This is a genomic window from Rhizobium sp. Root491, from assembly GCF_001427205.1.
In the GTDB taxonomy this organism is placed as follows: domain Bacteria; phylum Pseudomonadota; class Alphaproteobacteria; order Rhizobiales; family Rhizobiaceae; genus Agrobacterium; species Agrobacterium tumefaciens.
Genome location: NZ_LMFF01000002.1, coordinates 161,192 through 184,510, shown reverse-complemented (window position 1 = coordinate 184,510; position 23,319 = coordinate 161,192). Strand labels below are relative to the sequence as shown.

Annotated in this window: 18 protein-coding genes; 8 read left to right on the top strand and 10 right to left on the bottom strand. The window is 58.3% G+C overall.

Annotated elements, in window-relative coordinates:
* Both ASD46_RS27580 and ASD46_RS07635 read left to right on the top strand, forming a co-directional pair.
* On the top strand, positions 1 to 205 hold a 205-nt coding region (locus ASD46_RS27580), incomplete at its 5' end, for a hypothetical protein (protein ID WP_210173796.1).
* A gap of 203 nt (positions 206 to 408) precedes the next feature.
* Entirely contained in the window at positions 409 to 2,355 is a 1,947-nt protein-coding gene (locus ASD46_RS07635) for a M23 family metallopeptidase (protein WP_013762143.1), read from the top strand.
* Between the two features lie 68 nt (positions 2,356 to 2,423).
* Here the strand turns inward: ASD46_RS07635 and clpB are convergent, their stop codons facing one another.
* The 6 genes from clpB to ASD46_RS07605 form a co-directional block, all read right to left on the bottom strand.
* Positions 2,424 to 5,048 carry an ATP-dependent chaperone ClpB gene (gene clpB / locus ASD46_RS07630; RefSeq protein WP_060641924.1) on the bottom strand — a complete coding sequence of 875 codons (2,625 nt, stop codon included), beginning with the start codon at positions 5,046 to 5,048 and terminating at the stop codon, positions 2,424 to 2,426.
* A gap of 371 nt (positions 5,049 to 5,419) precedes the next feature.
* Positions 5,420 to 6,226 (bottom strand): DUF4167 domain-containing protein, encoded by an 807-nt coding sequence (locus ASD46_RS07625; protein ID WP_004432110.1) that lies wholly within the window; start codon positions 6,224 to 6,226, stop codon positions 5,420 to 5,422.
* 395 nt (positions 6,227 to 6,621) lie between these two features.
* On the bottom strand, positions 6,622 to 7,491 hold the full coding sequence (gene prmC, locus ASD46_RS07620; RefSeq protein ID WP_060641923.1) for a peptide chain release factor N(5)-glutamine methyltransferase: 870 nt from the start codon (positions 7,489 to 7,491) through the stop codon (positions 6,622 to 6,624).
* Positions 7,488 to 8,570, bottom strand: coding sequence for a peptide chain release factor 1 (gene prfA / locus ASD46_RS07615; RefSeq protein WP_060641922.1), 1,083 nt, complete (start codon positions 8,568 to 8,570; stop codon positions 7,488 to 7,490). Before prfA ends, prmC begins: the two co-directional genes overlap by 4 nt.
* Before the next feature lie 28 nt (positions 8,571 to 8,598).
* Complete coding sequence (gene ptsP / locus ASD46_RS07610; protein ID WP_004432101.1) at positions 8,599 to 10,866, bottom strand: phosphoenolpyruvate--protein phosphotransferase; 2,268 nt, start codon at positions 10,864 to 10,866, stop codon at positions 8,599 to 8,601.
* Positions 10,867 to 11,042: 176 nt separating this feature from the next.
* On the bottom strand, positions 11,043 to 12,320 hold the full coding sequence (locus ASD46_RS07605; RefSeq protein ID WP_004432098.1) for an aspartate kinase: 1,278 nt from the start codon (positions 12,318 to 12,320) through the stop codon (positions 11,043 to 11,045).
* A gap of 390 nt (positions 12,321 to 12,710) precedes the next feature.
* Here ASD46_RS07605 and ASD46_RS07600 point away from each other — a divergent pair, with 390 nt between their 5' ends.
* Positions 12,711 to 14,558, top strand: coding sequence for a DEAD/DEAH box helicase (locus ASD46_RS07600; RefSeq protein WP_060641921.1), 1,848 nt, complete (start codon positions 12,711 to 12,713; stop codon positions 14,556 to 14,558).
* Between the two features lie 121 nt (positions 14,559 to 14,679).
* On the opposite strand, the gene ASD46_RS07595 is transcribed toward ASD46_RS07600, so the two are convergent.
* Entirely contained in the window at positions 14,680 to 15,918 is a 1,239-nt protein-coding gene (locus ASD46_RS07595; protein ID WP_013762136.1) for a saccharopine dehydrogenase family protein, read from the bottom strand.
* A gap of 59 nt (positions 15,919 to 15,977) precedes the next feature.
* On the bottom strand, positions 15,978 to 17,075 hold the full coding sequence (gene nspC, locus ASD46_RS07590; RefSeq protein ID WP_013762135.1) for a carboxynorspermidine decarboxylase: 1,098 nt from the start codon (positions 17,073 to 17,075) through the stop codon (positions 15,978 to 15,980).
* On the opposite strand from nspC, the gene ASD46_RS07585 reads away from it, so the two are divergent.
* From ASD46_RS07585 to galE, 4 genes are all read left to right on the top strand, one after another.
* Positions 17,074 to 17,307 (top strand): hypothetical protein, encoded by a 234-nt coding sequence (locus ASD46_RS07585; RefSeq protein ID WP_004432079.1) that lies wholly within the window; start codon positions 17,074 to 17,076, stop codon positions 17,305 to 17,307. The two genes, nspC and ASD46_RS07585, sit on opposite strands and share 2 nt — an antisense overlap.
* A gap of 67 nt (positions 17,308 to 17,374) precedes the next feature.
* A complete protein-coding gene (locus tag ASD46_RS07580; RefSeq protein ID WP_004432077.1) occupies positions 17,375 to 17,719 on the top strand; it encodes a DUF883 family protein in 345 nt (114 codons plus the stop codon).
* A 9-nt stretch (positions 17,720 to 17,728) separates the two neighbouring features.
* Positions 17,729 to 18,166, top strand: a complete 438-nt coding sequence (locus ASD46_RS07575; RefSeq protein WP_004432075.1) for a hypothetical protein — start codon at positions 17,729 to 17,731, stop codon at positions 18,164 to 18,166.
* Between the two features lie 198 nt (positions 18,167 to 18,364).
* Positions 18,365 to 19,348, top strand: coding sequence for a UDP-glucose 4-epimerase GalE (gene galE / locus ASD46_RS07570; RefSeq protein ID WP_004432073.1), 984 nt, complete (start codon positions 18,365 to 18,367; stop codon positions 19,346 to 19,348).
* A 100-nt stretch (positions 19,349 to 19,448) separates the two neighbouring features.
* Here the strand turns inward: galE and ASD46_RS07565 are convergent, their stop codons facing one another.
* The gene (locus tag ASD46_RS07565; protein ID WP_004432071.1) at positions 19,449 to 20,024 is read right to left on the bottom strand and encodes a PRC-barrel domain-containing protein; all 576 of its coding nucleotides are present in this window, start codon (positions 20,022 to 20,024) and stop codon (positions 19,449 to 19,451) included.
* Between the two features lie 238 nt (positions 20,025 to 20,262).
* Between ASD46_RS07565 and ASD46_RS07560 the strand changes: the two genes are divergently transcribed.
* Positions 20,263 to 21,987, top strand: a complete 1,725-nt coding sequence (locus tag ASD46_RS07560) for a sensor histidine kinase (RefSeq protein WP_004432069.1) — start codon at positions 20,263 to 20,265, stop codon at positions 21,985 to 21,987.
* 299 nt (positions 21,988 to 22,286) lie between these two features.
* Here ASD46_RS07560 and ASD46_RS07555 read toward each other — a convergent pair whose 3' ends face one another.
* The gene (locus ASD46_RS07555) at positions 22,287 to 23,276 is read right to left on the bottom strand and encodes a sensor histidine kinase (protein ID WP_035252645.1); all 990 of its coding nucleotides are present in this window, start codon (positions 23,274 to 23,276) and stop codon (positions 22,287 to 22,289) included.
* Positions 23,277 to 23,319: the final 43 nt, after the last annotated feature.

Here is a 23,319-nt window from a genome sequence, read left to right as displayed (position 1 = left end):
ACTTCGTCGCCAGCAGCGCCGCCGCCCTCGTTCAGTGAGCGGACTTATAAGAGATCACCCTCAAACAAGTCAACACACCAAAATACAAATTCTAAAAAAAACATTCAAAGTATTGATTTTAAAGGAGAGTTTTGATTTTTCGGGATTGCACCTCCCATTGGCCTCCGCCAACGGACCGATTTTCAACAAGGGAATGCCGCCTTAACCCATATGAATGGTGCTGCGCCTTGTTTTGGCCCGACTCCTCGCTAATTGCTTTGCCAACAAAAACGTTAATGCGGGCACGCGCGCGAGCCTGTTGCCGGCATATCTCTAGAGGGTGCCGATCAATTTGACTCACGGCTTTGAAAGTTGCACACCTTCGCCTGAAGTTTCTGGAGAGCGCATGACCGACGGGGCACAGCTAGTATGACTGCGGATCGCAACGTGATCCGGTCGCTAGGCACGGAACCGCCAATTCTGGCGGAAGGGCGCCGTGCACCCGATCGCCGTGAGATTTCGCTCAGATGGCTTTCCGGCACGTTCCTTACCGGCATTACCTCTTCCATATTGATGGGTGTTGCGCTGTTTGCAGCTCTCGATGGCCGCCAGCAGCTTGCCATTCCGGCCGAGGCCTTCGCCAAGGCGGATATGGGCAACAATACCGCGGAAGCGGCACGCCGCGGCACACGCCTCGTTGCGCCCAATATTGCGGCCCGGCCCTCGGACCGCTCGATCATGGAAGTCTCCACCGTTATCAACGAGGGCGACAAGGAAGTGGTCCGCAAGGTTCCCTTCTCACACGTCAAAATTCCGCTGGCGTCCAACTACGCCAAACAGGACGATTATCCCGCCTTCGATCCCCTGAACATTTTCGCAAGCGGTGACGACAAGGACGCCCCGGCGCCGGCGCCGAGCCGAACGGGCACAATCTACGGCTCCGAGGTCGAATCCGAAGTCAGCCTGAAAACGGTCGCCTTTCCTATCCAGCACTCCAAGTATCCCTTCGCCGGCTCCCTGAGCTTCGACGAGGTGGAGGAGGCAGTGCGCTCGAACGGCTCGATCCTGACAGATGGTAACGAGCAGCTTGCAGCGCTCTATTACATTGACCCCCGTCGTTTCGATAATGATGAGGGTGATGTCGATATCACCGCCGGTCTTGCCGCCCGTGTCGTCGAACAGAATATGTCGGTTTCGACCCCTCAATCGCCCTCGGTTCCGGTCAAGGAATATGCCGACGACGTTATCCCTGCCCGCCAGACCGAAACCATCGAAGCCGCTTTATTCGGCGCGGGTTATTCGAAGGCGCAATCCTCCGAAATCGCTGGCCTGTTGTCACCGCAACTCCAGTCGAACAATGTCGAAAGCGGCGATGTGCTCCGCGTCGGCATTATTCAGGAAGACGACAAAAGCGACATCGTACGCGTAAGCCTTTACCGCAAGGGTCGCCACATGGTCACCATGGCCGTGGACGACCGCAAGAATTTCATCAAGGCCAGCGAACCGCCGAAGCTCGACGCGGTGGCGACGGCCTTTGACAGCACTCCGGCACCGGCCGCCGGCCGCGATCTGCCCAGCGTCTACGATGGCGTTTACCGGGCGGCTCTGGCCTATGGCATGAATCAGGGCATGGTCTCCCAGCTCATAAAGCTTTTGGCCAGCAGCGTCGATTTTCAGGCGCAGTTGAAACCGGCAGATACGCTGGAGGCCTTCTTCTCCGTGGAAGATGCAGATGGCAAGGCGACGGACAAGTCTGAACTGCTCTACGTCAACGCCAAGTTCGGCGATAACGAGACGCGGTTTTACCGGTTCCAGAACCCGGACGATAACAGCATCGACTATTTCGACGAGAACGGTAAGAGCATCCGGCAGTTCCTGTTGCGCAATCCGGTTCCGAATGGCCGCATGACATCAGGTTTCGGCATGCGCCGCCACCCGGTTTTGAAATTCAGCCGCATGCATACCGGCACCGACTGGGCGGCAGCCCGCGGCACGCCGATCATCGCGACAGGCAACGGCACTGTCGAAAAGGCCGGCTGGGCCTCCGGTTACGGCAACCAGACCCTGATCCGCCACGCCAATGGCTACGTCTCCTCCTATAACCACCAGAGCGCCATCGCCAAGGGTGTCACCGAGGGTTCAAAGGTCCGGCAGGGCCAGGTAATCGGTTATGTCGGTTCGACCGGCCTCTCGACCGGCGCGCATCTGCATTACGAGCTGATCGTTAACGGCACGAAAGTGGACGCGATGAAAGTACGTCTGCCAGGCGGCAAATCGCTTTCCGGCGTCGCGCTCGCGCGGTTCTCCGACGAGAGAAAGCGGATCGACAATCTACTCAACATCGAAGAAAAACCCAATCAGGTGGCGAGCCGCTAGTCCGCCGGGCCTCGTGACCAGAGGGACCGCTATACGAAAAAGGGCTCCGTTACCGGAGCCCTTTCGTTTTATGCCGCATCGGCGGTTTCAGTCTCGGCCTCACCCTTTGGGGGCTTGACCTTGAAAAGCAGCCGGTCGGTGCCAGAGGTCACCTTGACCTGCGATCCGTCCGGGATCTCGCCGCCGAGAATCATTTCGGCGAGCCTGTCCTGAACGGTCTTCTGGATCACACGCTTCAGCGGACGTGCGCCGTAGGCCGGATCGTAACCCTTATTGGCAAGCCAGTTGCGGGCATCCTCATCCAGTTCGAGCGTGATCTTGCGATCCCCCAGAAGCGAGATGAGGCGCTTGAGCTGGATCTCCACGATCGCACCCATCTCGTCGCGCCGCAGGCGATGGAAGAGGATGATATCGTCGATACGGTTGAGGAATTCCGGCCGGAAATGCGACCGGACACGCTCCATCACCAGGTCACGAACCGAATCCACATCGTCGTTATCGCCCATCTGCGCCATGAATTCCGAACCGAGGTTCGAAGTCATGATGATGATGGTGTTCTTGAAATCGACGGTGCGGCCCTGGCCATCGGTCAGACGGCCATCGTCCAGCACCTGCAACAGGACGTTGAACACGTCCGGATGCGCTTTCTCGATCTCGTCAAACAGCACGACCTGATAGGGCCGACGGCGAACCGCTTCCGTCAACGCACCGCCCTCTTCGTAACCGACATAGCCGGGAGGCGCACCGATAAGCCGGGCAACGGAGTGTTTCTCCATGAATTCCGACATGTCGAGGCGAACCATCGCGGTCTCGTCGTCGAACAGGAACCGGGCGAGCGACTTGGTCAGCTCGGTCTTGCCCACGCCCGTCGGGCCGAGGAAAATGAACGAGCCGATCGGCCGGTTCGGATCCTGAAGACCCGCGCGCGAACGGCGAACCGCCTTGGAAACGGCCTGCACGGCCTCGCCCTGTCCGACCACGGACTTGGCAAGATCGTCTTCCATGCGCAGCAGCTTCTCGCGCTGGCCTTCCAGCATCTTGTCGACAGGAATACCTGTCCAGCGGGAAACGATGTGGGCGATATTGTCCGCCGTCACCACTTCCTGGACCATCGAGCCAGCACCGCTGCTGTCACGCGCTTCCGCTGCAGCCAGCTCCTTTTCGAGGCCCGGAATGATGCCATAGGTCAATTCACCGGCGCGCTGGAACTGGCCGTTACGCTGCGCACTTGCCAGTTCGTTGCGGGCATCGTCCAGCCGCTTCTTGAGGTCTGCGGCATGGCCCAGCTTCTGCTTTTCCGCCTGCCAGCGGGCCGTCAGGGCATCAGCCTTTTCTTCGGTGTCGGCCAGTTCGTCCTCGAGCTTCTTCAGGCGGTCGACGGATGACTGATCCGTCTCCTGCTTCAAGGCTTCGCGTTCGATCTTGAGCTGAATGATCCGGCGATCCAGTTCGTCCAGTTCTTCCGGCTTGGAATCCACCTGCATGCGAAGGCGCGAAGCGGCTTCGTCCATCAGGTCGATTGCCTTGTCGGGCAGGAACCGGTCGGTAATGTAGCGGTTGGAAAGCGTTGCAGCTGCAACCAGGGCCGAATCCGAAATGCGGACCTTGTGGTGCTGTTCGTATTTTTCCTTCAGGCCGCGAAGGATCGAGATCGTGTCCTCAACGGTCGGCTCATCTACGAGCACCGGCTGGAAACGACGGGCAAGGGCCGGATCCTTTTCCACGTGCTTGCGATATTCATCCAGCGTGGTGGCGCCAACGCAGTGCAGTTCACCTCGGGCAAGAGCGGGCTTCAGCAGATTGGACGCATCCATGGCGCCATCGGCCTTGCCGGCACCGACCAGCGTGTGCATCTCGTCGATGAACAGGATAATGCCGCCATTTTCCGCCTGCACTTCGTTCAGTACCGCCTTCAGACGCTCCTCGAACTCGCCACGATACTTCGCGCCAGCGATCAGCGCACCCATATCCAGCGCCATAAGCTTCTTGTCTTTAAGGCTTTCGGGCACATCGCCATTGACGATGCGCAGCGCAAGACCTTCGGCAATCGCCGTTTTACCGACGCCGGGTTCACCGATCAGCACGGGATTGTTCTTGGTGCGGCGTGAAAGCACCTGAATGGTCCGGCGGATTTCATCATCACGGCCAATCACCGGGTCGAGCCTGCCTTCGCGGGCTTCCTCCGTCAGGTCGCGCGCGAACTTCTTCAGCGCGTCGAAGCCCTGTTCGGCATTGGCGCTGTCAGCCGTGCGGCCCTTGCGGATTTCATTGATGACCTGATTAAGCGCCTGCGCCGTCACGCCGCCCTTTTTCAGGGACGCCGAGGTGGAAGCAGAGTTTTCGATCGCCAGCGCCTGCAAAAGACGCTCGACGGTGACGAAACTGTCACCAGCCTTCTTGGCGAGTTCTTCCGCAGTCGAGAACACTTTCGCAAGTGGAGCCGTGAGGGAAAGGCCGCCATTGCCGCCGGAAACCTTGGGCAATTTCGCCAGTGCCGCATCGTTGGCCAAGCGCACTTCCTTGGCGTCGCCGCCAGCCCGCTCGATCAGCGATGCTGCCATGCCCTGCTCGTCATCAAGCAGAACTTTCAGCACATGTTCGGCAGAAAACTGCTGGTGATTTTCCGCAAGCGCAAACGTCTGCGCCGATTGCAGAAAGCCGCGAACGCGCTCGGAGTATTTTTCAATATTCATAGTCGAACCTCCATATACCGGCCCGCCCGCTTTCGGCACGGATCCGGGTGTTTGGGTTGAGGCTCCCTCAAAGGCAAGCCCCGCTACGGCAGTCGCGTTTTACAGATTTCACGATTGCCGCCTCTTGATGGACGGTTACCGCTGCATACGGCATCCGTCCTTACCGCACGAATATGGGAGGCATTTTCATCGGTTTAAAGGGGAGGAAAACGACTGCCGGGGAAATTTTAGCCGGACTTGATAAGCGTCACGACTGTTTGCCGCGATTGCCCCCTTCGAAAAGCGCCCAAGCTTTTACACCCGACCCCAAAAACAAAAAAACTCCGGCAAGCCGGAGTTTTTTCAATCGCGTGGTATTTTGAAAACCCTGCTTATTCAGCAGCGTTTTCGAGCGTGGCAGGTGTTGCCTCATCACCGGCTGGCGTATCTCCGCCTTCGGCACCCTCAGCACCTTCCGCGGTTGCGGCGCGGCGCGGGCGACGCGGGCGTGGGCCAGTGGCGCGGCGGGCCTTTGGTGCGCGTTCAGTCGCTGGCGCTTCCGTCTGTTGCTGCTGTTCCTCGACGGCCACTTCCATAGGCGTGCCTTCGATGACGGGCTGAGGCGCCTGGCTGGCGTCGTATACCGGCTGCTGCCGTTCGTCCGAAGCCTGCGGCTGGCGCGGCTGGCGCTCCTGCCGTTCACGGCGGTCCGGGCGCTCACGACGTTCCTGACGCGGCTCGGAACGCTCGGTGCGCTCCTGCCGTTCCTGGCGCTCCGGCTGCTGAACCCGTTCCGGCTGTTCGAACTGCTGCTGCGGTGCACCATCGTCACCGTCGTTCATATCCATATCGTCGGCATCCGAAGCATTGTATTCGCCACGGTCGTCGCGCTGGAAACGCTCCTGCATCTGGGCCTGAGCGGTGGCGATGATACGATTGTAGTGTTCAGCGTGCTGCAGATAGTTTTCAGCGATCACACGGTCGCCAGCACTCTGCGCGTCCCGCGCAAGGGTGGCGTATTTTTCCGCTATGTGCTGGGCTGTGCCACGAATTTTAACATCGGGACCGGAGCTGTCATAAGTCCTGGTAAGCGGGTTACCGCCCTTGCGGTTGAAGTTGTTGTTGTTACCGCCACCATTGTTATTGTTGTTGTTGCTTCCACGCCCCCGGCCGCGCTTGTTTTGCTGTCCTGGCCTCATCAATTGCTCACCTGAATTCTGTTTTGCTGACAATCTGGTTATTTTCATGCAATTCCGGGCGGAAAACCGCTGGAAACTTTTCCTGAAATTGCTCCATTACGCGCCCTGCTGGAGATAACCCCAGACAAGACCCCGCGTATGACGACCGGTCGCGCAAAATGCTGCAACGAGCCACCTGCGAACAAAGTTTACTGATTCACATGCCGGAAACGCCCAGCCTTCAGGGTTCTCAAAAGAACCCGCTTCGGGACTGACCCATACCCTGACGAATCTAAATTCGTCCTCAGCCACCCGGCATGTGGCGGCAAACTATCCCGCTTCATGCGGAAATCCAAGCCTTTTCTTTTGCTGTGCAAAATATCCTTGCAAATAATCCGCAGACGTATCGCGAACAACTATCTCCGGAAGGTCAAAACTCTGTCGTTGCCGCCATAATCCTTCACGGCGTCGAGAAGAGAGAATCCGTGGGAAGCAAATATAGCGGAAACATCAAGCCTTTGATCGAAACCGATCTCCACACCGACAATCCCGTTTTCCACAAGAAAGCGGCCTGCGTCGGCAGCGATGAGGCGGTACGGTGCAAGGCCGTCCTGACCTCCGTCCAGCGCCGCCATCGGATCGTGATGGCGAACCTCTCGGTCTAGCGTTGTGACGATGTCACTTCTTATATAAGGCGGATTCGACACAATTATGTCAAACCTGCCAGAGATTTTTTTGAACCAGTCGCTACGCATGGTTTCAAAACGCGAGGCGAGACCATTTCGGGCAGCGTTTTTCGCTGCGGTTTCCAGCGCATCGGCGGAGATGTCGCTGCCGACGCCAGTTGCTTCCGGACATTCCTTGAGAAGCGCCAGACAGATCGCACCCGTGCCCGTACCCAGATCCAGAATGCGCACACTGCCCTTGTCGGCAACAATTTTTTTCAACGCAGGCAACAGCGTATCGACGAGAACTTCCGTATCCGGGCGGGGTTCGAGCGTCTCCGTCGATAAAAGAAGATCGAGCCCGTGAAATTCGCGGTGGCCGAGAATACGATGGACTGGCTGTCCGTCTGCGCGCCTTTCGACCATGGCGGCGATACGGGCGCTTTCTTCCCGGGTGACGGGATGGTCCGGTTTCATCACGAAATCGGTCAGTGAAAAACCGGTAACTTCAGCAACCAGCAGGCGCGCATCAATCAGCGGATCGGCGATGCCCGCCGCCTGCAGCCGTTTGCGGGCTGCGGCAAGCTCGGTCGAAATGGTCCCGTCAGCTCCGCCACTCAAAGCTGTTGTTCGCCAAGCTGGGCAAGCTGACCGGCCTGATAATCAGCAATCAGCGCGTCGACAAGCTCGTCGATCTCGCCTTCGATCATCCGGTCGAGCTTGTAGAGGGTCAGGTTGATGCGGTGATCAGTGACCCGCCCCTGCGGAAAATTGTAAGTGCGGATGCGCTCGGAACGGTCGCCGGAACCGACCTGGCTCTTGCGGTCGGCTGAACGCTCGCGTTCCACCTTCTGGCGCTCGATGTCGTAAAGACGCGAACGCAGAACCTGCATGGCCTTGGCGCGGTTCTGGTGCTGCGACTTTTCAGAACTGGTAACGATCAAACCCGTCGGAAGATGGGTGATGCGAACGGCGGAGTCAGTGGTATTGACGTGCTGGCCGCCTGCGCCCGAAGCGCGCATCGTGTCGATACGAATGTCTTCCGGGCGAATTTCCACATCGATATCCTCCGCCTCCGGCAGCACGGCAACAGTGGCTGCCGAGGTGTGGATGCGGCCGCTCGCTTCTGTTTCCGGCACGCGCTGCACCCGGTGCACGCCGGATTCGAATTTCAGCTTGGAAAACACCCCTCGCCCGCTGATCGTGGCGATGATTTCCTTGTAACCGCCCGCCTCGCCTTCGCTTGCGGAAAGAACTTCAACTTTCCAGCCCTTGGCTGAAGCGAAGCGCTCATACATGCGAAACAGATCGCCGGCGAAAAGTGCCGCTTCGGATCCGCCCGTGCCGGCGCGGATTTCGAGGATGGCGCTTTTTTCGTCCGCCGCATCCTTGGGAAGCAGCAGGACCTGCATTTCCTTCTCAAGCTCGCCGATTCGGGCCTCGACCTCCGGCAGCTCCATTTCCGCCAGATCGCGCATGTCCTTGTCGGTCGTCTTGTCGGCAAGCAGCGCCTGGAGATCGGCGGCCTCGGAGACCGCCTTTTCGTATTCGCGGACTTTTTTCACCACCGGCTCAAGTTCGGAATATTCCGAAGCCAGCTTCACATAGACATCCGCTGCCGGACCAGCCGACATCCGCGCTTCGATCTCTCCGAAACGCCTTTCCAACTCGCGCATTTTTTCGACGGGAAGCTTCGCCACCAGTCACTCCGATTATGAAACAGGTCTTTTAAATGGGAATGGAATGCGTCGCGGCAAAGCGTAACAACACCTCGCGCGCGCTTTCCAGCGAATTATGATCGTCGAGCGCAGCGTTCAGCTCATCGGCAAGGCTCGCGGCATCAAGCCCGAGAAGCATGGCCTTGACGGGGCCAATCGCCGTCGGCGACATGGAAACCGAACGGAAACCAAGGCCGATCAAAGCCATGGCCGAAAGTGGCTTGCTTGCCATTTCGCCGCAAAGCGTGACCGAGGTGTGGTGCTTTTCGCCAGCGCGCACGATATCACGCAGAATGCGCAAGAACGGCTTGCCAAGATTGTCGAAACGATCCGAAACCCTTGCATTGCCGCGATCCACCGCCATAGAAAACTGGAACAGGTCGTTCGAACCGACGGAGACGAAATCCACTTCCTGCATCAGCTCATCGAGCTGCCACATCAGCGAAGGTACTTCCAGCATCGCACCAAATTGCAGCTTTTTCGGAAGCGCATGGCTGAATTTCGAAAGATGCTGCACTTCCTTCTGAAGCAGATCGCGCGCCGCGCGGATTTCGGAAACCTCCGTCACCATCGGCAACATCATGCGTAGTTCAGCACCTGAGGCAGCACGCAGAAGCGCGCGCATCTGCGTGCGCATCAGACCCGGGCGGTCGAGCGACAGGCGGATCGCCCGCCAGCCGAGCGCCGGGTTTTCCTCTTCCTGGCCGCGCATATAGGAAACGACCTTGTCGCCGCCAATATCCAGCGTGCGGAAGGTAACGCTCTTGCCCTTGGCCTGCCGCAAGACGGACCGATAGAACGCTTCCTGCTCCTCGCCCTTGGGCATGTTGGAGGCGATCATGAACTGCAGCTCGGTGCGGAACAGGCCGATGCCATCGGCGCCGGATTCCTCGAGCTGCGGCAGATCTACGAGAAGGCCCGCATTCATCTTGAGGTTGACCTTCTGGCCATCCTTGGTGATCGGCTCGACATTACGAAGCGCGCGGAACTGCTCCTGGCGCTTGGCACGCAGGCGCACCTTTTCCTCATAGGCGCGCTGCAAATCCGACATCGGGCGCAAATGCACCTGGCCGTCATCGCCGTCGATAATGATGGGATCGTTATTTTCAGCGAGGGCGACGATGCCTGTCGCCTGCCCGATGATCGGAATGCCCATGGCGCGCGCCACGATCACGACGTGGCTCGTCACCGCACCGTCTTCGAGCACCAGGCCGCGCAATTTCTCACGCGGGTAATCCAGCAATTCGGCGGCACCCATGGCACGCGCCAGAACGATGGCGTCCAGCGGAAAATCATGCTCGGGGCTTCGACCGCCGAAACCGATCAGCTGGCGCAGCAGCCGGTTGGCGAGATCGTCGAAATCATGCATGCGCTCGCGAAGATAGGGATCGGTCAGACGCATCATGCGCGCCTTTGTGTCGCTCTGCACTTTCTCGACCGCAGCTTCCGCCGTCAGGCCGTTGCGGATAGCTTCTTCCATGCGCCGCACCCAGCCCTGATCGTGGGCGAACATGCGGTAGGTCTCAAGAACCTCGCGATGCTCGCCTTCGGTCGGGACGTCGCGGCGCTGCAACATGTCGTCGATCGACAGGCGCAGCGAACCGATGGCGTCGGCAAGACGCAGGATTTCGGTATCGGCATCCTCATTCAGCAGATTGGTGACAACGATTCGGGGGTCGTGCAGCACGACATGACCAAGACCGATGCCTTCGCCATAAGCATCGCCATCAATGGAAACGGCACGCGTCAGGTCCAGCTCCACACCGGGGCGGGTGATTTTTTTCAATTCACCGCTCGCCACTATTTCAGCGATGAGCATCGCGGTTGTCTCGAGCGCTTCAACTTCATCCTCCCGGTATGTTCGGCTGACCTTGTTCTGGACCACAAGAACGCCAAGAGTGCGACCGGAGCGCAAAATCGGCACGCCGAGGAAGGAATGATAAATTTCCTCACCCGTTTCAGGAAGATAGCGGAAAGCCGGATGCGCCTGCGCATCGGAAAGATTGAGAGGTTGGGCGGAAGCGGCAATGGTACCGACAAGACCCTGCCCCATTTTCAGCTGGGCAAGATGCACGGCATCCTTGTTGAGACCTTCGGTGGCGTAAAGCTCCAGCACGCTGTCGGAACGCAGCACGTAGACCGAGCAAACCTCCGCCACCATGTTGCTGGCTATCTGACGGACGATCTGGTCCAGACGGTCCTGCGGCTCAAGGTGCTCCGCCATCATTTCGCGCAGCCGCTTTAGCAGGACGCGCGGACCTGCAGAAAGGTCTCTCATCGCGTTTGCTCCCCGACGCTTCCGATCCGAATGTCATAATATTCGAGAATCAAAACGTCATTTAAAAAATTTATAGCGCGAGAAGCGCGTCCCGCAAGGGACACGCTTTCATGAAACGCCACATCGGAAGAACGCAACCCCGAAGAATCGGAGCATCGGGAACCGATGTCTCGAACTTAGTTCTTATCGAGACCGTAAGCAGAATGCAAAGTGCGAACGGCCAGTTCGGCATAGGCACCGTCGATCAGGATCGAAATCTTGATCTCGGAGGTGGTGATGGCCTTGATGTTGATGTTCTTCTCGGCAAGCGCCTTGAAGGCGCTGGCAGCAACGCCGGCATGGCTGCGCATGCCGATACCGATGACCGAAACCTTGGCAAGGCCGGTCTCGTTCTGCGCAACGTCGAAGCCGATCTGGGCCTTGTTCTCGTCCAGAACGCGCAGAGCCTTGGCAACGTCGCCCGAAGGAACGGTGAAGGTCATGTCGGTGCGCGACCCATCTTCGGAGATGTTCTGCACGATCATGTCGACATTGATATGCGCTTCGGCCAGTGGCCCGAAGATCGCGGCGGAGACGCCCGGACGGTCGGCCACGCGGCGCAGCGAGATCTGTGCTTCATCCTTGGCATAGGCGATGCCGGTTACGACTTCCTGTTCCACGATTTCTTCCTCGTCACAAATCAAAGTACCGGGCGGGTTGATGAGGTCGCCCATGCCCGGTGCATCGGGATCCTCGAAACTGGAGCGAACGAAGGTGCGCACCTTGTGTACCATGGCAAGCTCGACGGAGCGAACCTGCAGAACCTTCGCACCGAGAGACGCCATTTCGAGCATTTCCTCGAAAGCGATCTTCTTCATGCGGCGAGCCTTGGGCTCGATGCGCGGATCGGTGGTATAGACGCCATCGACATCGGTATAGATATCGCAACGGTCCGCCTTGACGGCGGCGGCGATGGCAACGGCTGATGTGTCCGAACCGCCGCGACCGAGCGTCGCAATGCGGTTATCCGGGCCGATGCCCTGGAAACCGGCAACAACGGCAACCTGGCCCTCGCCCATGCGGTGGACGATATCCGAACCGTCAATCTCGAGAATGCGGGCGGCGCCATGTGCATTGTCTGTGCGGATCGGAATCTGCCAGCCCTGCCATGAGCGCGCATTGATGCCCATGGATTGCAGCGTGATCGCCAGAAGACCCGATGTCACCTGCTCGCCGGATGCAACGACCGCGTCATATTCGCGTGCATCGTAAAAGGAGGCGGCGTTGGCGCCGGCCACCTTCGCAGCATTCTGCACCCAGTCCACCAACTCGTTGGTTTTACCGGACATGGCGGAAACGACCACGGCCACTTCATGGCCGGCATCCACTTCGCGTTTCACATGCCGTGCGACATTGTGAATGCGTTCGAGGTTCGCGACGGACGTGCCGCCGAATTTCATGACAATGCGAGCCATAGCCTTGACCAGTACCATCCCTTTTTTCCGCCAGCCGTTTTTCAGGTGCGGACAAGAACAAACCCAGTCGGCTCTTTTTTTGATAAAGAGCCTCAAGTTGCGGGTCTCTTAGCGAAAAGGCGGGGGGCACGCAATGCCGTTTATGAACCATGCGGTACGCCTTTTTTTATAGCCCCGACGAAAGAAGATGTCGGGATAGAATAGGCAACCGCATGCGGCGCTGTGAAAGAGCGTACCGCAGTGCACTGTACAAACGGGCCTATTCGCAGTATGGAGCGCGGCAATGCAACCGGCCAAATGGCCGTAATGGCCTGCATCGGCTGCCCCGGAGACTTTAGGACCTATTGGTTTCGGGCGGATGCAGGCAGCTTCATATCCGAAAGACGGTAGATGACAGACACCCAGGGTATCGCCCCGGCGATCGCGCAGGCGTTGGAAAAACGCGGCTACAAAGATTTGACCCCCGTGCAGAAGGCCATGCTTTCGCCGGAACTCGCCGACAAGGACGCGCTGGTTTCCGCGCAGACCGGCTCCGGCAAGACAGTTGCCTTCGGCATTGCGCTCGCGACCACGCTACTGTCGGAAAACACCCGTTTCGGCCAGGCTTCCGCGCCGCTGGCACTCGCCATTGCGCCAACCCGCGAACTGGCAATGCAGGTCAAGCGCGAGCTGGAATGGCTTTATGAATTCGCCGGCGTATCGATTGCGTCCTGTGTTGGCGGCATGGATATCCGCAGCGAACGACGCGCACTGGAGCGCGGCTCGCATATTATCGTCGGCACCCCCGGCCGCCTCTGCGACCACATCAAGCGCGGCGCGCTCGATCTGTCGTCGCTACGCGCCGTGGTACTGGACGAGGCCGACGAGATGCTCGATCTCGGCTTCCGCGAAGATCTGGAATTCATTCTGGAAGAATCGCCGGATAACCGCCGCACGCTGATGTTCTCGGCCACCGTTCCGCGCAGCATCGCCAAGCTTGCCGAAAGCTACCAGAAGAACGCCGTTCGCATCGCCACCGCCTCAGAACAGAAGCAGCATGTGGACATCGAATACCGCGCCTTGCTGGTGACCGGCTCCGACCGCGAAAACGCCATCATCAATGCGCTGCGCTTTTACGAAGCCCGCAACGCCATCGTTTTCTGCTCCACCCGTGCGGCCGTGAACCATCTGACGGCCCGTCTGAACAATCGCGGCTTTTCCGTCGTGGCTCTGTCAGGCGAACTGACCCAGAACGAACGCACGCATGCGCTTCAGGCAATGCGTGACGGTCGCGCCCGGGTTTGCGTGGCGACTGACGTTGCTGCACGCGGCATCGACCTGCCTGGCCTCGAACTCGTTATCCACGCCGACCTGCCGACCAATTCGGAAACGCTTCTCCACCGTTCCGGCCGTACCGGCCGCGCCGGGCAAAAGGGCGTCAGCGCCATCGTGGTGCCTGTCAACCAGCGCCGCAAGGCCGAACGCCTTCTGGAAGGTGCCAAGGTCAGCGCAGCATGGGTTCGCCCGCCTTCGGTCGAAGAGATCGTTGAACGCGACGGTGCCCGTCTCCTGGCCGATCCGGCTCTCACCGAGGCCGTGGCCGATGACGAGCGTGATTTCGTCAAGCAGCTGCTCGAGCAGCATGGCGCGGAAAAAGTAGCGGCCGCCTTCGTGCGCCTTTATCACGCCGGACGTTCCGCCCCGGAAGACATCACCGAAGTCGCGCTGGACAATACCCGCAAACCGCGCCGCGACAGCTTCGAAACCCCTGAAAACGACGCGCCGCGCCGCGAACGTTCCGACTTTTCCGACAGCGCTTGGTTTTCGCTTTCGGTGGGCCGCAAGCAGAGCGCCGAACCCCGCTGGCTCATCCCCATGCTCTGCCGCTTCGGCAAGATCACCCGTCAGGATATCGGCGCCATCCGCATGCAGCAGACGGAGACCTTCGTGGAACTGGCGGCCGATGCCGTCGATCGTTTCACCTCCGCCATCGGCAAGGACATGATGCTTGAAAAGGGCATTCGTCTGAAGGCGCTGGAAGGCAAGCCGGAAATGACTGGCAGTGTTCGTGAGGACACCCGCCCGGCCACGGCCCAGCGGAAGTTCAACAAACCCAATAATGCTGGCGGCGCAGCCGACGACCGCAAGGGCGACGACAAGCCCTGGAAAAAGAAAAAGACCTTCGGCGACAAGCCCAAATTCGAAGGCAAGAAGGACCGGCCTTTCGAAAAGCGCGGACCGAAGCCGGCAAAGGGCTGAGGCGCGGGTCAGTACCGTGCGGTAAATCCTCGGCTTAAGGCCGAGGATGATGCCAAGTAACCGGCAAACTTCATCACAAAAAAAGCCCCGCTTTTGCGGGGCTTTTTATTGTCTTGATGGATCAGAACGTCAGGGCGCGGTCGCCGTTTTCGTCCTTGATACGGCTTGGAAGACCGATCTTGTTCAGAAGGTTCAGGAAAGGCTGCGGTGGCAGTTCTTCCACATTGGCCATCTGCTTCACATCCCACTCGCCGGTGGCAATCAGCATGGCGGCAGCGACCGGAGGAACGCCGGCGGTGTAGGAAATGCCCTGCGATCCAACTTCTTCGTAGGCTTCCTTGTGGTCGGCCACGTTGTAGATGAAGACTTCGCGTTCCTTGCCATCCTTGATGCCCTTGACGACATCGCCGATGCAGGTCTTGCCGACATAATCGGGTGCAAGCGAAGACGGATCCGGCAATACGGCCTTGACCACCTTCAACGGCACGACTTCCAGACCTTCGGCAGTCTTGACCGGCTTTTCGGAGAGAAGACCGAGGTTCTTCAGCACGGTAAAGACGTTGATGTAGTGATCGCCGAAGCCCATCCAGAAGCGCACATCGGCGCCATCCATGTTTTTGGATAGCGAATGCACTTCGTCATGGCCGGTCATATAGGCCTTCTGCTTGCCGACAACCGGCAGATCGAATTCCTGGCCGACCTCGAACATCTGGTTCGTCTGCCACTGGCCATTCTGCCAGGAATAGACGACTCCGGTGAATTCGCGGAAGTTGATTTCCGGATCGAAGTTGGTGGAGAACCAGCGGCCATGGCTGCCGGCATTGATATCGACGATATCGACCGAGGTGACCTTGTCGAAATATTCATCCTTGGCAAGGCGGGCATAGGCATTGACCACGCCGGGATCGAAACCGACGCCGAGCAGTGCAGTCACGCCCTTTTCCTTGCATTCGGCAGCGCGCTTCCACTCGTAGTTTCCGTACCACGGCGGCGCCTCGCAAATCTTGGTGGGATCCTCGTGGATCGCCGTATCCATATAAGCAACACCCGTGTCCATGCAGGCACGAAGAACGGACATGTTGACGAAAGCCGAACCGACGTTGATGACGATCTCTACGCCGGTTTTCGTAATCAAGGCTTTCGTCGCCTCGATATCCATCGCGTCAAGCGCATGGGCCTCAAGTTTCACATCTGTCTTGAGGCTCTTCTTTTCGCGTACGGACTCGACAATCTTGCGGCACTTTTCCAAAGTCCGTGACGCAATATGAATGTCTCCCAATACATCGCTGTTCTGGGCGCATTTATGCGCCACGACCTGTGCTACGCCACCGGCGCCGATGATCAGAACGTTCTTCTTCATTTCAGGTGATGCCTCCTTTTCCCCGCAGGGATCAGCTTCGTTTCATGTTAAAACAGGGTTTAAGACAGGCTTTGCTCGAAATCGGCAAAGTCGAATTCGCGAACGGCACGCACGCTGCCGTCGAGTTCCTTGATGGCAATCGCCGGCATCTTCACGCCATTGAACCAGTTCTTCTTGACCATGGTGTAGCCGGCCGCATCCTCAAAGGAGATACGATCACCGACCTTCAGCTCCTTGTCGAACCGGAAGTCGCCGAAAATATCGCCCGCAAGGCAGGATTTACCGCAGACCATGTAGGGATGTTCGCCCTCGTTCGGCAAAACCTTGGCGGTTTCGCGATAGATCAGGAGGTCGAGCATATGCGCTTCGATGGAGCTGTCGACGATGGCGAGGTTCTTGCCATTGAACAGCGTGTCGAGAACCGTCACTTCAAGCGTCGTGCTCTTGGTGATCGACGCTTCGCCGGGCTCAAGATAGACCTGAACGCCGTATTTTTCCGAAAAGGCCGCCAGGCGATCGCAGAACTGGTCGAGCGGATAGTTGTCGCCGGTAAAATGGATGCCGCCGCCGAGGCTGACCCATTCCGCACGCGACAGGAGCGATCCGAATTTCTCTTCGATCTGCGTCAACATGCGGTCGAACAACGAAAAATCGCCGTTTTCGCAATTGTTGTGGATCATGAATCCAGAAATCCGGTCCATGACCTTGTCGACCTTGGCGACATCCCATTCGCCGAGACGGCTGAAGGGACGTGCGGGATCGGCAAGATCGAAGCTCGAAGAGCTGACCTGCGGATTGAGGCGCAGACCCCGGGTGATACCGGATGCCTTTTCTGCAAAGCGCTCAAGCTGGCTGATGGAATTGAAGATGATCTTGTCCGCGTTCGAAATCACCTCGTCGATTTCGTAGTCGGCATAAGCGACGGAATAGGCGTGGGTTTCGCCACTGAATTTCTCGCGGCCCAGACGCACTTCATAAAGCGACGACGAGGTGGTGCCGTCCATATATTGCGACATGAAATCGAAAACGGACCATGTTGCAAAGCACTTCAGCGCCAGAAGCGCCTTGGCGCCGGATTTTTCCCGCACATAGGCAATCTTCTCCATGTTGCGAAGAAGTTTTGTCTTGTCGATGAGGTAATAGGGCGTCTGAAGCATGGCGTTTCACATATTGATTGAAGTCAAGGTCCGTCTGGATGATGGGCCTTATATGATGCTTGTTACAGGAAAACAAATGTCCGGCACCGAATTCCCGGAAAATTGCCCCCGCCGCAAAATCCGCGGGAGAAAACTCGCCAAGCCGCGGAACCAAGCGGGCATCGGCGCGTTTGAATGGCGGACAATCGGGTTTACGGCTGCCGCAACGAAAGTTCGTAAGCGTCGGCATTGATCCGCGGCGGCAGTCTTTTTGACCTGACGCCATTTCCATCAACGATGTTCCAGGAAGGACTTCACCCATGGCAAGCGTGCGTAGCAGCGTCAACGACAAGATCCAGCAATCCCTCGAAAACGGCGATGCAGCCGATGTGGCAGCACAGCTTGCCCAACTTCGCGAAGATCTGGCAAATCTTGCCAAGAGCGTTAAGGCGCTGGGCGTTGGAGCCTCGCATGAATTGAAGGCGCAGGCCGCCCGCGTGGCCGACGACGCGCTGACCGCTTCCGGCGAGATGGCCGACAGCGTTCGCAACGAAATTTCCTCGCTGAACGACAATCTGACGGATCAGGTCCAGAAGAACCCGCTGCAGTCCCTCGGCATCGCCGTTGGTGTCGGTTTCGTGCTCGCTCTCCTCACACGTCGATAAGGCCGCATCATGCTTGAGGCATTGCTGGTCTATTTGGGAGACACCCAGCGTGAGGGACGCGTCGTGACGCGGCGCCTGCGCGCCACGATAATCCTTTGGGTGCTGACCGGGATATTCTTCCTGATCGCCTTCGTAGCGGCTGTCGTGGCGGGGTCCATCTATCTGGCCAGGCATGTCGGCGCGGGGCCGGCCGCGCTTGTCGTAGCCGGTACGGCGTTTCTGCTTGGTGTCATCATGCTGGTGGCGCTTGCGATCGTCAAACGTCCGAGAGCCTATGCCGCAAGACGACCCGTCGCATCCTTGACGGCGGCTCCCTTGACCGCAGCACCTCTGGCGCTGCAATCGCTGCTGACGCTGGCGATCCAGGCGCGCCCCTACGCGACGCTCGCCGTTGCCATGGCTGCCGGCTTTCTGGCAACCAGAGCCAACACCAGAAAAAAGAAATAGGCACGCCTTCGGGCGCGTTTAAGGCTCTTCGTCAAACTCTCATTTGCTGCTGCGCATCCAGACCATGGATGCGCAGTTTTTTTTATGTTACCCGCGATGGATAGACTGGTTGATGGTGCTCAGTGCCACGCCGCCCTTATTTGAACAAAGTGAAATACAGTCTCCCGCACGTCCCGTTTTTTTTCTGAAAGGCGATTGATGAAGAAGAAAGTCCTTGTCGTCGGCGGTGCCGGCTATATCGGTTCGCATACCTGCCTTCTCCTGTCTGAGCGGGGATATGAACCGGTCGTTTTCGACAATCTGTCCAATGGACATGAGGAATTCGTCCGCTGGGGACCCTTCGAGCAGGGCGATATTCGCGACCGCGCGCGGCTGGACGAGGTTTTCGCCAAGCACCAGCCGGAGGCCGTACTCCACTTTGCGGCGCTGATTGAAGTCGGCGAATCGGTAAAGCAACCCGTGGCCTTCTACGACAACAACGTCATCGGTTCGCTCAACCTGCTGTCTGCCGCCATCGATGCCGGGGTCACGGCATTTGTTTTCTCCTCCACCTGCGCCACCTACGGTTTGCCGGAACAGGTGCCGATTGACGAGACGCACCGTCAGGCGCCGATCAACCCCTACGGCCGCACCAAATGGGTAGTCGAGCAGGCGCTGAAGGATTACAGCACCTATAAGGGGCTGCGCTCGGTGATGCTGCGCTATTTCAACGCCGCAGGTGCAGATTTCGAAGGCCGCATCGGCGAATGGCACAAGCCGGAAACCCACGCAATCCCGCTCGCCATCGAGGCGGCACTCGGTCGGCGTCAAGGCTTCAAGGTGTTCGGCACGGATTATGACACCCGCGACGGCACCTGCGTGCGTGACTACATCCATATTCTCGATCTTGCCGACGCCCATGTGCGGGCAGTGGACTATCTGCTGGCGGGCGGTGAAACGGTTGAACTCAACCTTGGCACCGGCACCGGCACGACTGTGAAGGAGTTGCTGGCTGCGATTTCGGACGTATCCGGCCGCCCCTTCCCGGTGGAATATACCGACCGCCGCGATGGCGATTCCACCACCCTTGTCGCCAATAACGACAAGGCAAAGGCGGTGTTGGGCTGGGAGCCGCGTTATTCCCTGTCTGATATCATCAAATCCGCCTGGGCTTGGCATTCCTCGCGCAACGCCGGGGACTGAGCGAACGCAATTTAAAACAAAAAGACACCGGCCAATGGCCGGTGTCTCTCGCGGGACGCCTGTTGAGGTCGATCCCGCTCCTGCCTCCCAGGTAAGGGGATCAGGGCTTGGTGGCGGACGTGGTGGTGCTGTCCGGAGCTGCAGGCGTTGCCGCGCTCTTTTCGCTGGCCTGCTGTTCCAGCGTCTTGAATTCCGGAGCAGCCTTCAGCGTTTCCGCCGTTTCGGTCGTCGTCAGGCGAATGGTGCCGTCCTGCGTGTTGCGGGTCATCGTTACCTTGTCCATAGGCACCGCGACATCCTTGGCACCTATACCGAGGAAACCGCCGACACCAATCACGGCTGCGACGAGACCGCCGTCTTTTTCCATGATGAGGTTGGTGACGTTACCGATGCTCTCGTCGGCTGCGGTATAAACCGACTTGCCGATGTAATCATTGGCACTGATCTGCGTTTCGCCCTGCTGGGTGATGTAAGCACCGCCCGTCGTCGCGGCCGCGCTATCATTGGCCAGAGGAGCCGCCGGCGCCATCGGGGTGGCGGGAGGCGTTGCCGGTTCGGTCTGAGCACTCGGATTTGCCGGTGCTGGCTGGGTTGTACCCTGAGCGATGGCAAGCGGCGCGAAAGCCGTCGTGCCCATCAGGGCGGCGGTGACGAGTATCGTAAGTTTCTTTGCCATTTTCGTACCTTCCTTTCATCGTTTTCGACTGGCCGGGCGGTGACGAGTTTCGCTTTCCACTCCATGACCGGTTCGCTTTGCAAACGGGCTGACCATTGAAATGGTTCCGATTTTTTCAGTCGCATAGACGCGATTGCGACATTTTGCGGCTCCCGAACGAAAAAATCAGGCATTGCTAAAAGAAGATGGCGCGGTATTATCCGTGACGTAACAATGCCGTAACTGCCGGAGTTTTTGCATGCCTCAACCCGGCAAAAAACTGAAAAACACGTTCTCGGCTTTACGTCGACGCAGTGCGAATTTTTTTCCGACGGCCTCCATCGGCACCTATCTGGTGGTGATGGCAACCGTCATCACCCTGCCGCTTATCCTTTTCGGCGGCTACTTGATGCTGCGCCTTGAAAGCGAAAAGCGCGACGACCTGCAACGGGAGACGATCGAGGATGTCAGGGTCGTCAGCCGCAACATCGATCGGCGCCTGCAGGAAATCGCCACCTCCCTCAATCTGCTGTCGCAATTCCCGGAACTCGAGAATGGCAATCTTGCCGCTTTTCAGGGACGTGTTGCCGAAAGCCTGAAACGGGAGGGCCTGTACGCCATTCTGGCTACCATGGAAGGCGAACAGTATCTCAATACCCGGGTGTCATTTGGCCAGCCTCTCAGCAAGGTGCCGGCCGAGGCCAATCTGGCCAAGGCAATCGAATCCCGTCGGATCACCGTTTCGGACATGTTTTTCGGCGCGACGAGCAAGGAATGGGTGTTCAACGTTACCTTGCCGCTCGACCCCAATCTGGGTTCCGCCGGAGATGCCCTGATCCTGACGCAGAATACAAGTGACCTGAGCCGGCTCATTCCCACGGAAAACCTGCCGCGCAACTGGGCGGTCGCCATTATCGACGGTAACAATCGTGTTGTCGTTTCCAGTGCGCAGAATGGGGTGGAAGTGGGCAAGCCATTTGCCAGCCCCGCCATTCTTTCAGAAATGCAGGCCTTCAGCGGCAATTTCTTCGACGACAAGGGCAACCTCTATGCCTATGCCCAATTGCCGGGCTGGCAATGGCGAACTGTGATGTGGGGGCCACTTGCCGCAAGTCAGGCAGCATTGGTCGACACGTGGCGGCAAATGATGATCGGCAGCACGATGCTCGTGCTCATCGCCATCGGCGGCGCCTATCTGGTCGGCCGGCAGTTGCGCAGTTCCATTCGCGATCTCACGCTCATGGCTGAACGCATCGGTGAAGGCGAGATCGTGGCGCCCGTCGATACCAAGATCAAGGAAGCCAACCAGGTCGCCGTCGCGCTCTCCAATGCTTCCTTCGACAGAAGCCAGTCGGAAGAACGGCTGCAACTTCTGCTGCACGAACTGGTTCACCGCTCCAAGAATATTCTTACGCTGGTTCAGGCGATGATCCGGCAATTGGGGCGGGAAAACAAAAGCATCCCGGAATTCCAGAAAGAGGTGGACCACCGCCTGCGCGGTCTCGGAATGTCGATCCGGGCATTGGCGGAGGTTCAATGGCAAGGCTTGCCGATCCGTAAGCTGATCGAGACCCACCTCGACGTTTTCGGCACCGTTTCGGAACGCTTCGAGCTGTCTGGGGACGATTTCATGCTTTCTCCGGAAGCGGCGCAAAATTTCGGGCTCGTGGTGCATGAGCTGACGACGAACTCCATCAAATACGGCGCCCTGTCGGTTGCGCTCGGAAAAATCACGGTGAGCTGGAAGCCGCTCGAAAAAGATGGACGTCAGATGATTTATATCGTCTGGACCGAAACGGGCGGGCCACCGGCGACGGAACCAAGCCGCAAGGGCTTTGGTACCACGGTCATCAAAAGGCATGCGGAAGGCGCATTCGGCGGACAGGTGGTGACGGAGTATCGCGAAACCGGGTTCGAATGGTCGCTTGAAGCGCCGATGCGCTATTTTATACCCAAGCGACCCGATCAGGCAGGCCCGCTTTGAAAAATGGCGTGCTGGATCCCCGTACCAGCAGACGAAAAGCAGCTAATTTCGCCCTCCACAAAAAAAATACGTTTTAGTGGAACCGAATTAGGGCGGATGCATTTTTACTGCAGGCCAAGCAATTCCCCCGTCCCCGCCTGACGCTTGGCTGACAATAAACAGGTTTCACCCCTGAAAACCTGTCATAATAAAAAAGCACGGCTCTTTCATGGGCCGTGCTTTTTTTTGCGTTCTCGCAAAAACGGCCGAAGTGCTGCCTATGAGGCAGGTCTCCAACCGAGGGCCATTATTTCGAAATTTCAAATGTCGGTGACGTCCCCGGAAGGAAATTTAAGCCGGTAGACGATCCGCTCCGGCGTGAGGTGATATTCGGCACTCCCGCCCAATGCGGATGGAACGACCTTTTCCAGCACGACGCTGCCGAAACTGCCGCGCCTCGCCTGCGCCGGCTCTTTCGATGGCATGATCGGCTCGATCCACTCAACGATACAAAAATCGCCTTCCTGTCGGCATTGCAGCGAGATTGGCGGATGATAGGCGAGATTGCCGCTATGGCTGACCGTATTGACGACCAGCTCATGGAAAGCCAGACCGATATAAAGCGCGCCATTCGGATTGAGCAGCAGGTTTTCACCTTCCATGTGAATGAGATTAGGATATTCCGGCACATAGAGATCGAATTGCTGGCGAAGAAGCTCGAATATGCGAGCACCTCTCCAGTCGGAATCCGTGATGAGATCCTGACTTTGGGCAAGAGCGTGTAACCGGCCCCGAAACTTGCGCAGAAAATCATCCTTGGTGAGGCTGAAACGGGCCGTCTGGCCCGCAAGGCTCTGGATGATCGCCAGGAGGTTCTTGGAACGGTGGCTGACCTCGCGCAGCAGCGAGCGCAAAAGCTGCTCGCGCCGCCGTTCCGCCGTCACCTCGCGAATAGTGGTTTTCATCACCGCCTGCTTCGCCTGGTTGAAGGTGGAATGGATCTGGAACTGGAAAACCCGGTCATTGCCGGCATTAACTTCCAGCATGCCCCGACTGCCCACCACATTCATATCTTTTTTGAGTTCGGCAAGCCGCTCTGAAAGATCGGTGCCAAACACATTTTCATCCGTGGGATGGCTATCGGTCGGCAGACGCCACACATCCGGCAGATTGGCCACGAATATATACTCCCGGTTCCAGTCTTGTAACATGACTGTCTCGCCCGAATCGAGCAAAGCGAGGACGAGCGAATCGTGTAGCTCGCTCTCGTTCCTCTCCGCGTTATGCCATGCCAGCCGATGCAAATTCATCTCCCTGCAAAAAGCCGTGAGATCACCTCACGACCGTAACCGC

Coding starts and splice junctions, on each gene's coding strand:
- nspC (WP_013762135.1), bottom strand. CDS start 17,075: ATGCTTCAGACGCCCTATTACCTCATCGACAAGACAAAACTTCTTCGC.
- ASD46_RS07595 (WP_013762136.1), bottom strand. CDS start 15,918: ATGAAGAAGAACGTTCTGATCATCGGCGCCGGTGGCGTAGCACAGGTC.
- ASD46_RS07575 (WP_004432075.1), top strand. CDS start 17,729: ATGCTTGAGGCATTGCTGGTCTATTTGGGAGACACCCAGCGTGAGGGA.
- ASD46_RS07635 (WP_013762143.1), top strand. CDS start 409: ATGACTGCGGATCGCAACGTGATCCGGTCGCTAGGCACGGAACCGCCA.
- ASD46_RS07600 (WP_060641921.1), top strand. CDS start 12,711: ATGACAGACACCCAGGGTATCGCCCCGGCGATCGCGCAGGCGTTGGAA.
- ASD46_RS07585 (WP_004432079.1), top strand. CDS start 17,074: ATGGCGTTTCACATATTGATTGAAGTCAAGGTCCGTCTGGATGATGGG.
- galE (WP_004432073.1), top strand. CDS start 18,365: ATGAAGAAGAAAGTCCTTGTCGTCGGCGGTGCCGGCTATATCGGTTCG.
- ASD46_RS07555 (WP_035252645.1), bottom strand. CDS start 23,276: ATGAATTTGCATCGGCTGGCATGGCATAACGCGGAGAGGAACGAGAGC.
- ASD46_RS07625 (WP_004432110.1), bottom strand. CDS start 6,226: ATGAGGCCAGGACAGCAAAACAAGCGCGGCCGGGGGCGTGGAAGCAAC.
- ptsP (WP_004432101.1), bottom strand. CDS start 10,866: ATGAGAGACCTTTCTGCAGGTCCGCGCGTCCTGCTAAAGCGGCTGCGC.
- clpB (WP_060641924.1), bottom strand. CDS start 5,048: ATGAATATTGAAAAATACTCCGAGCGCGTTCGCGGCTTTCTGCAATCG.
- ASD46_RS07605 (WP_004432098.1), bottom strand. CDS start 12,320: ATGGCTCGCATTGTCATGAAATTCGGCGGCACGTCCGTCGCGAACCTC.
- ASD46_RS07580 (WP_004432077.1), top strand. CDS start 17,375: ATGGCAAGCGTGCGTAGCAGCGTCAACGACAAGATCCAGCAATCCCTC.
- ASD46_RS07565 (WP_004432071.1), bottom strand. CDS start 20,024: ATGGCAAAGAAACTTACGATACTCGTCACCGCCGCCCTGATGGGCACG.
- ASD46_RS07560 (WP_004432069.1), top strand. CDS start 20,263: ATGCCTCAACCCGGCAAAAAACTGAAAAACACGTTCTCGGCTTTACGT.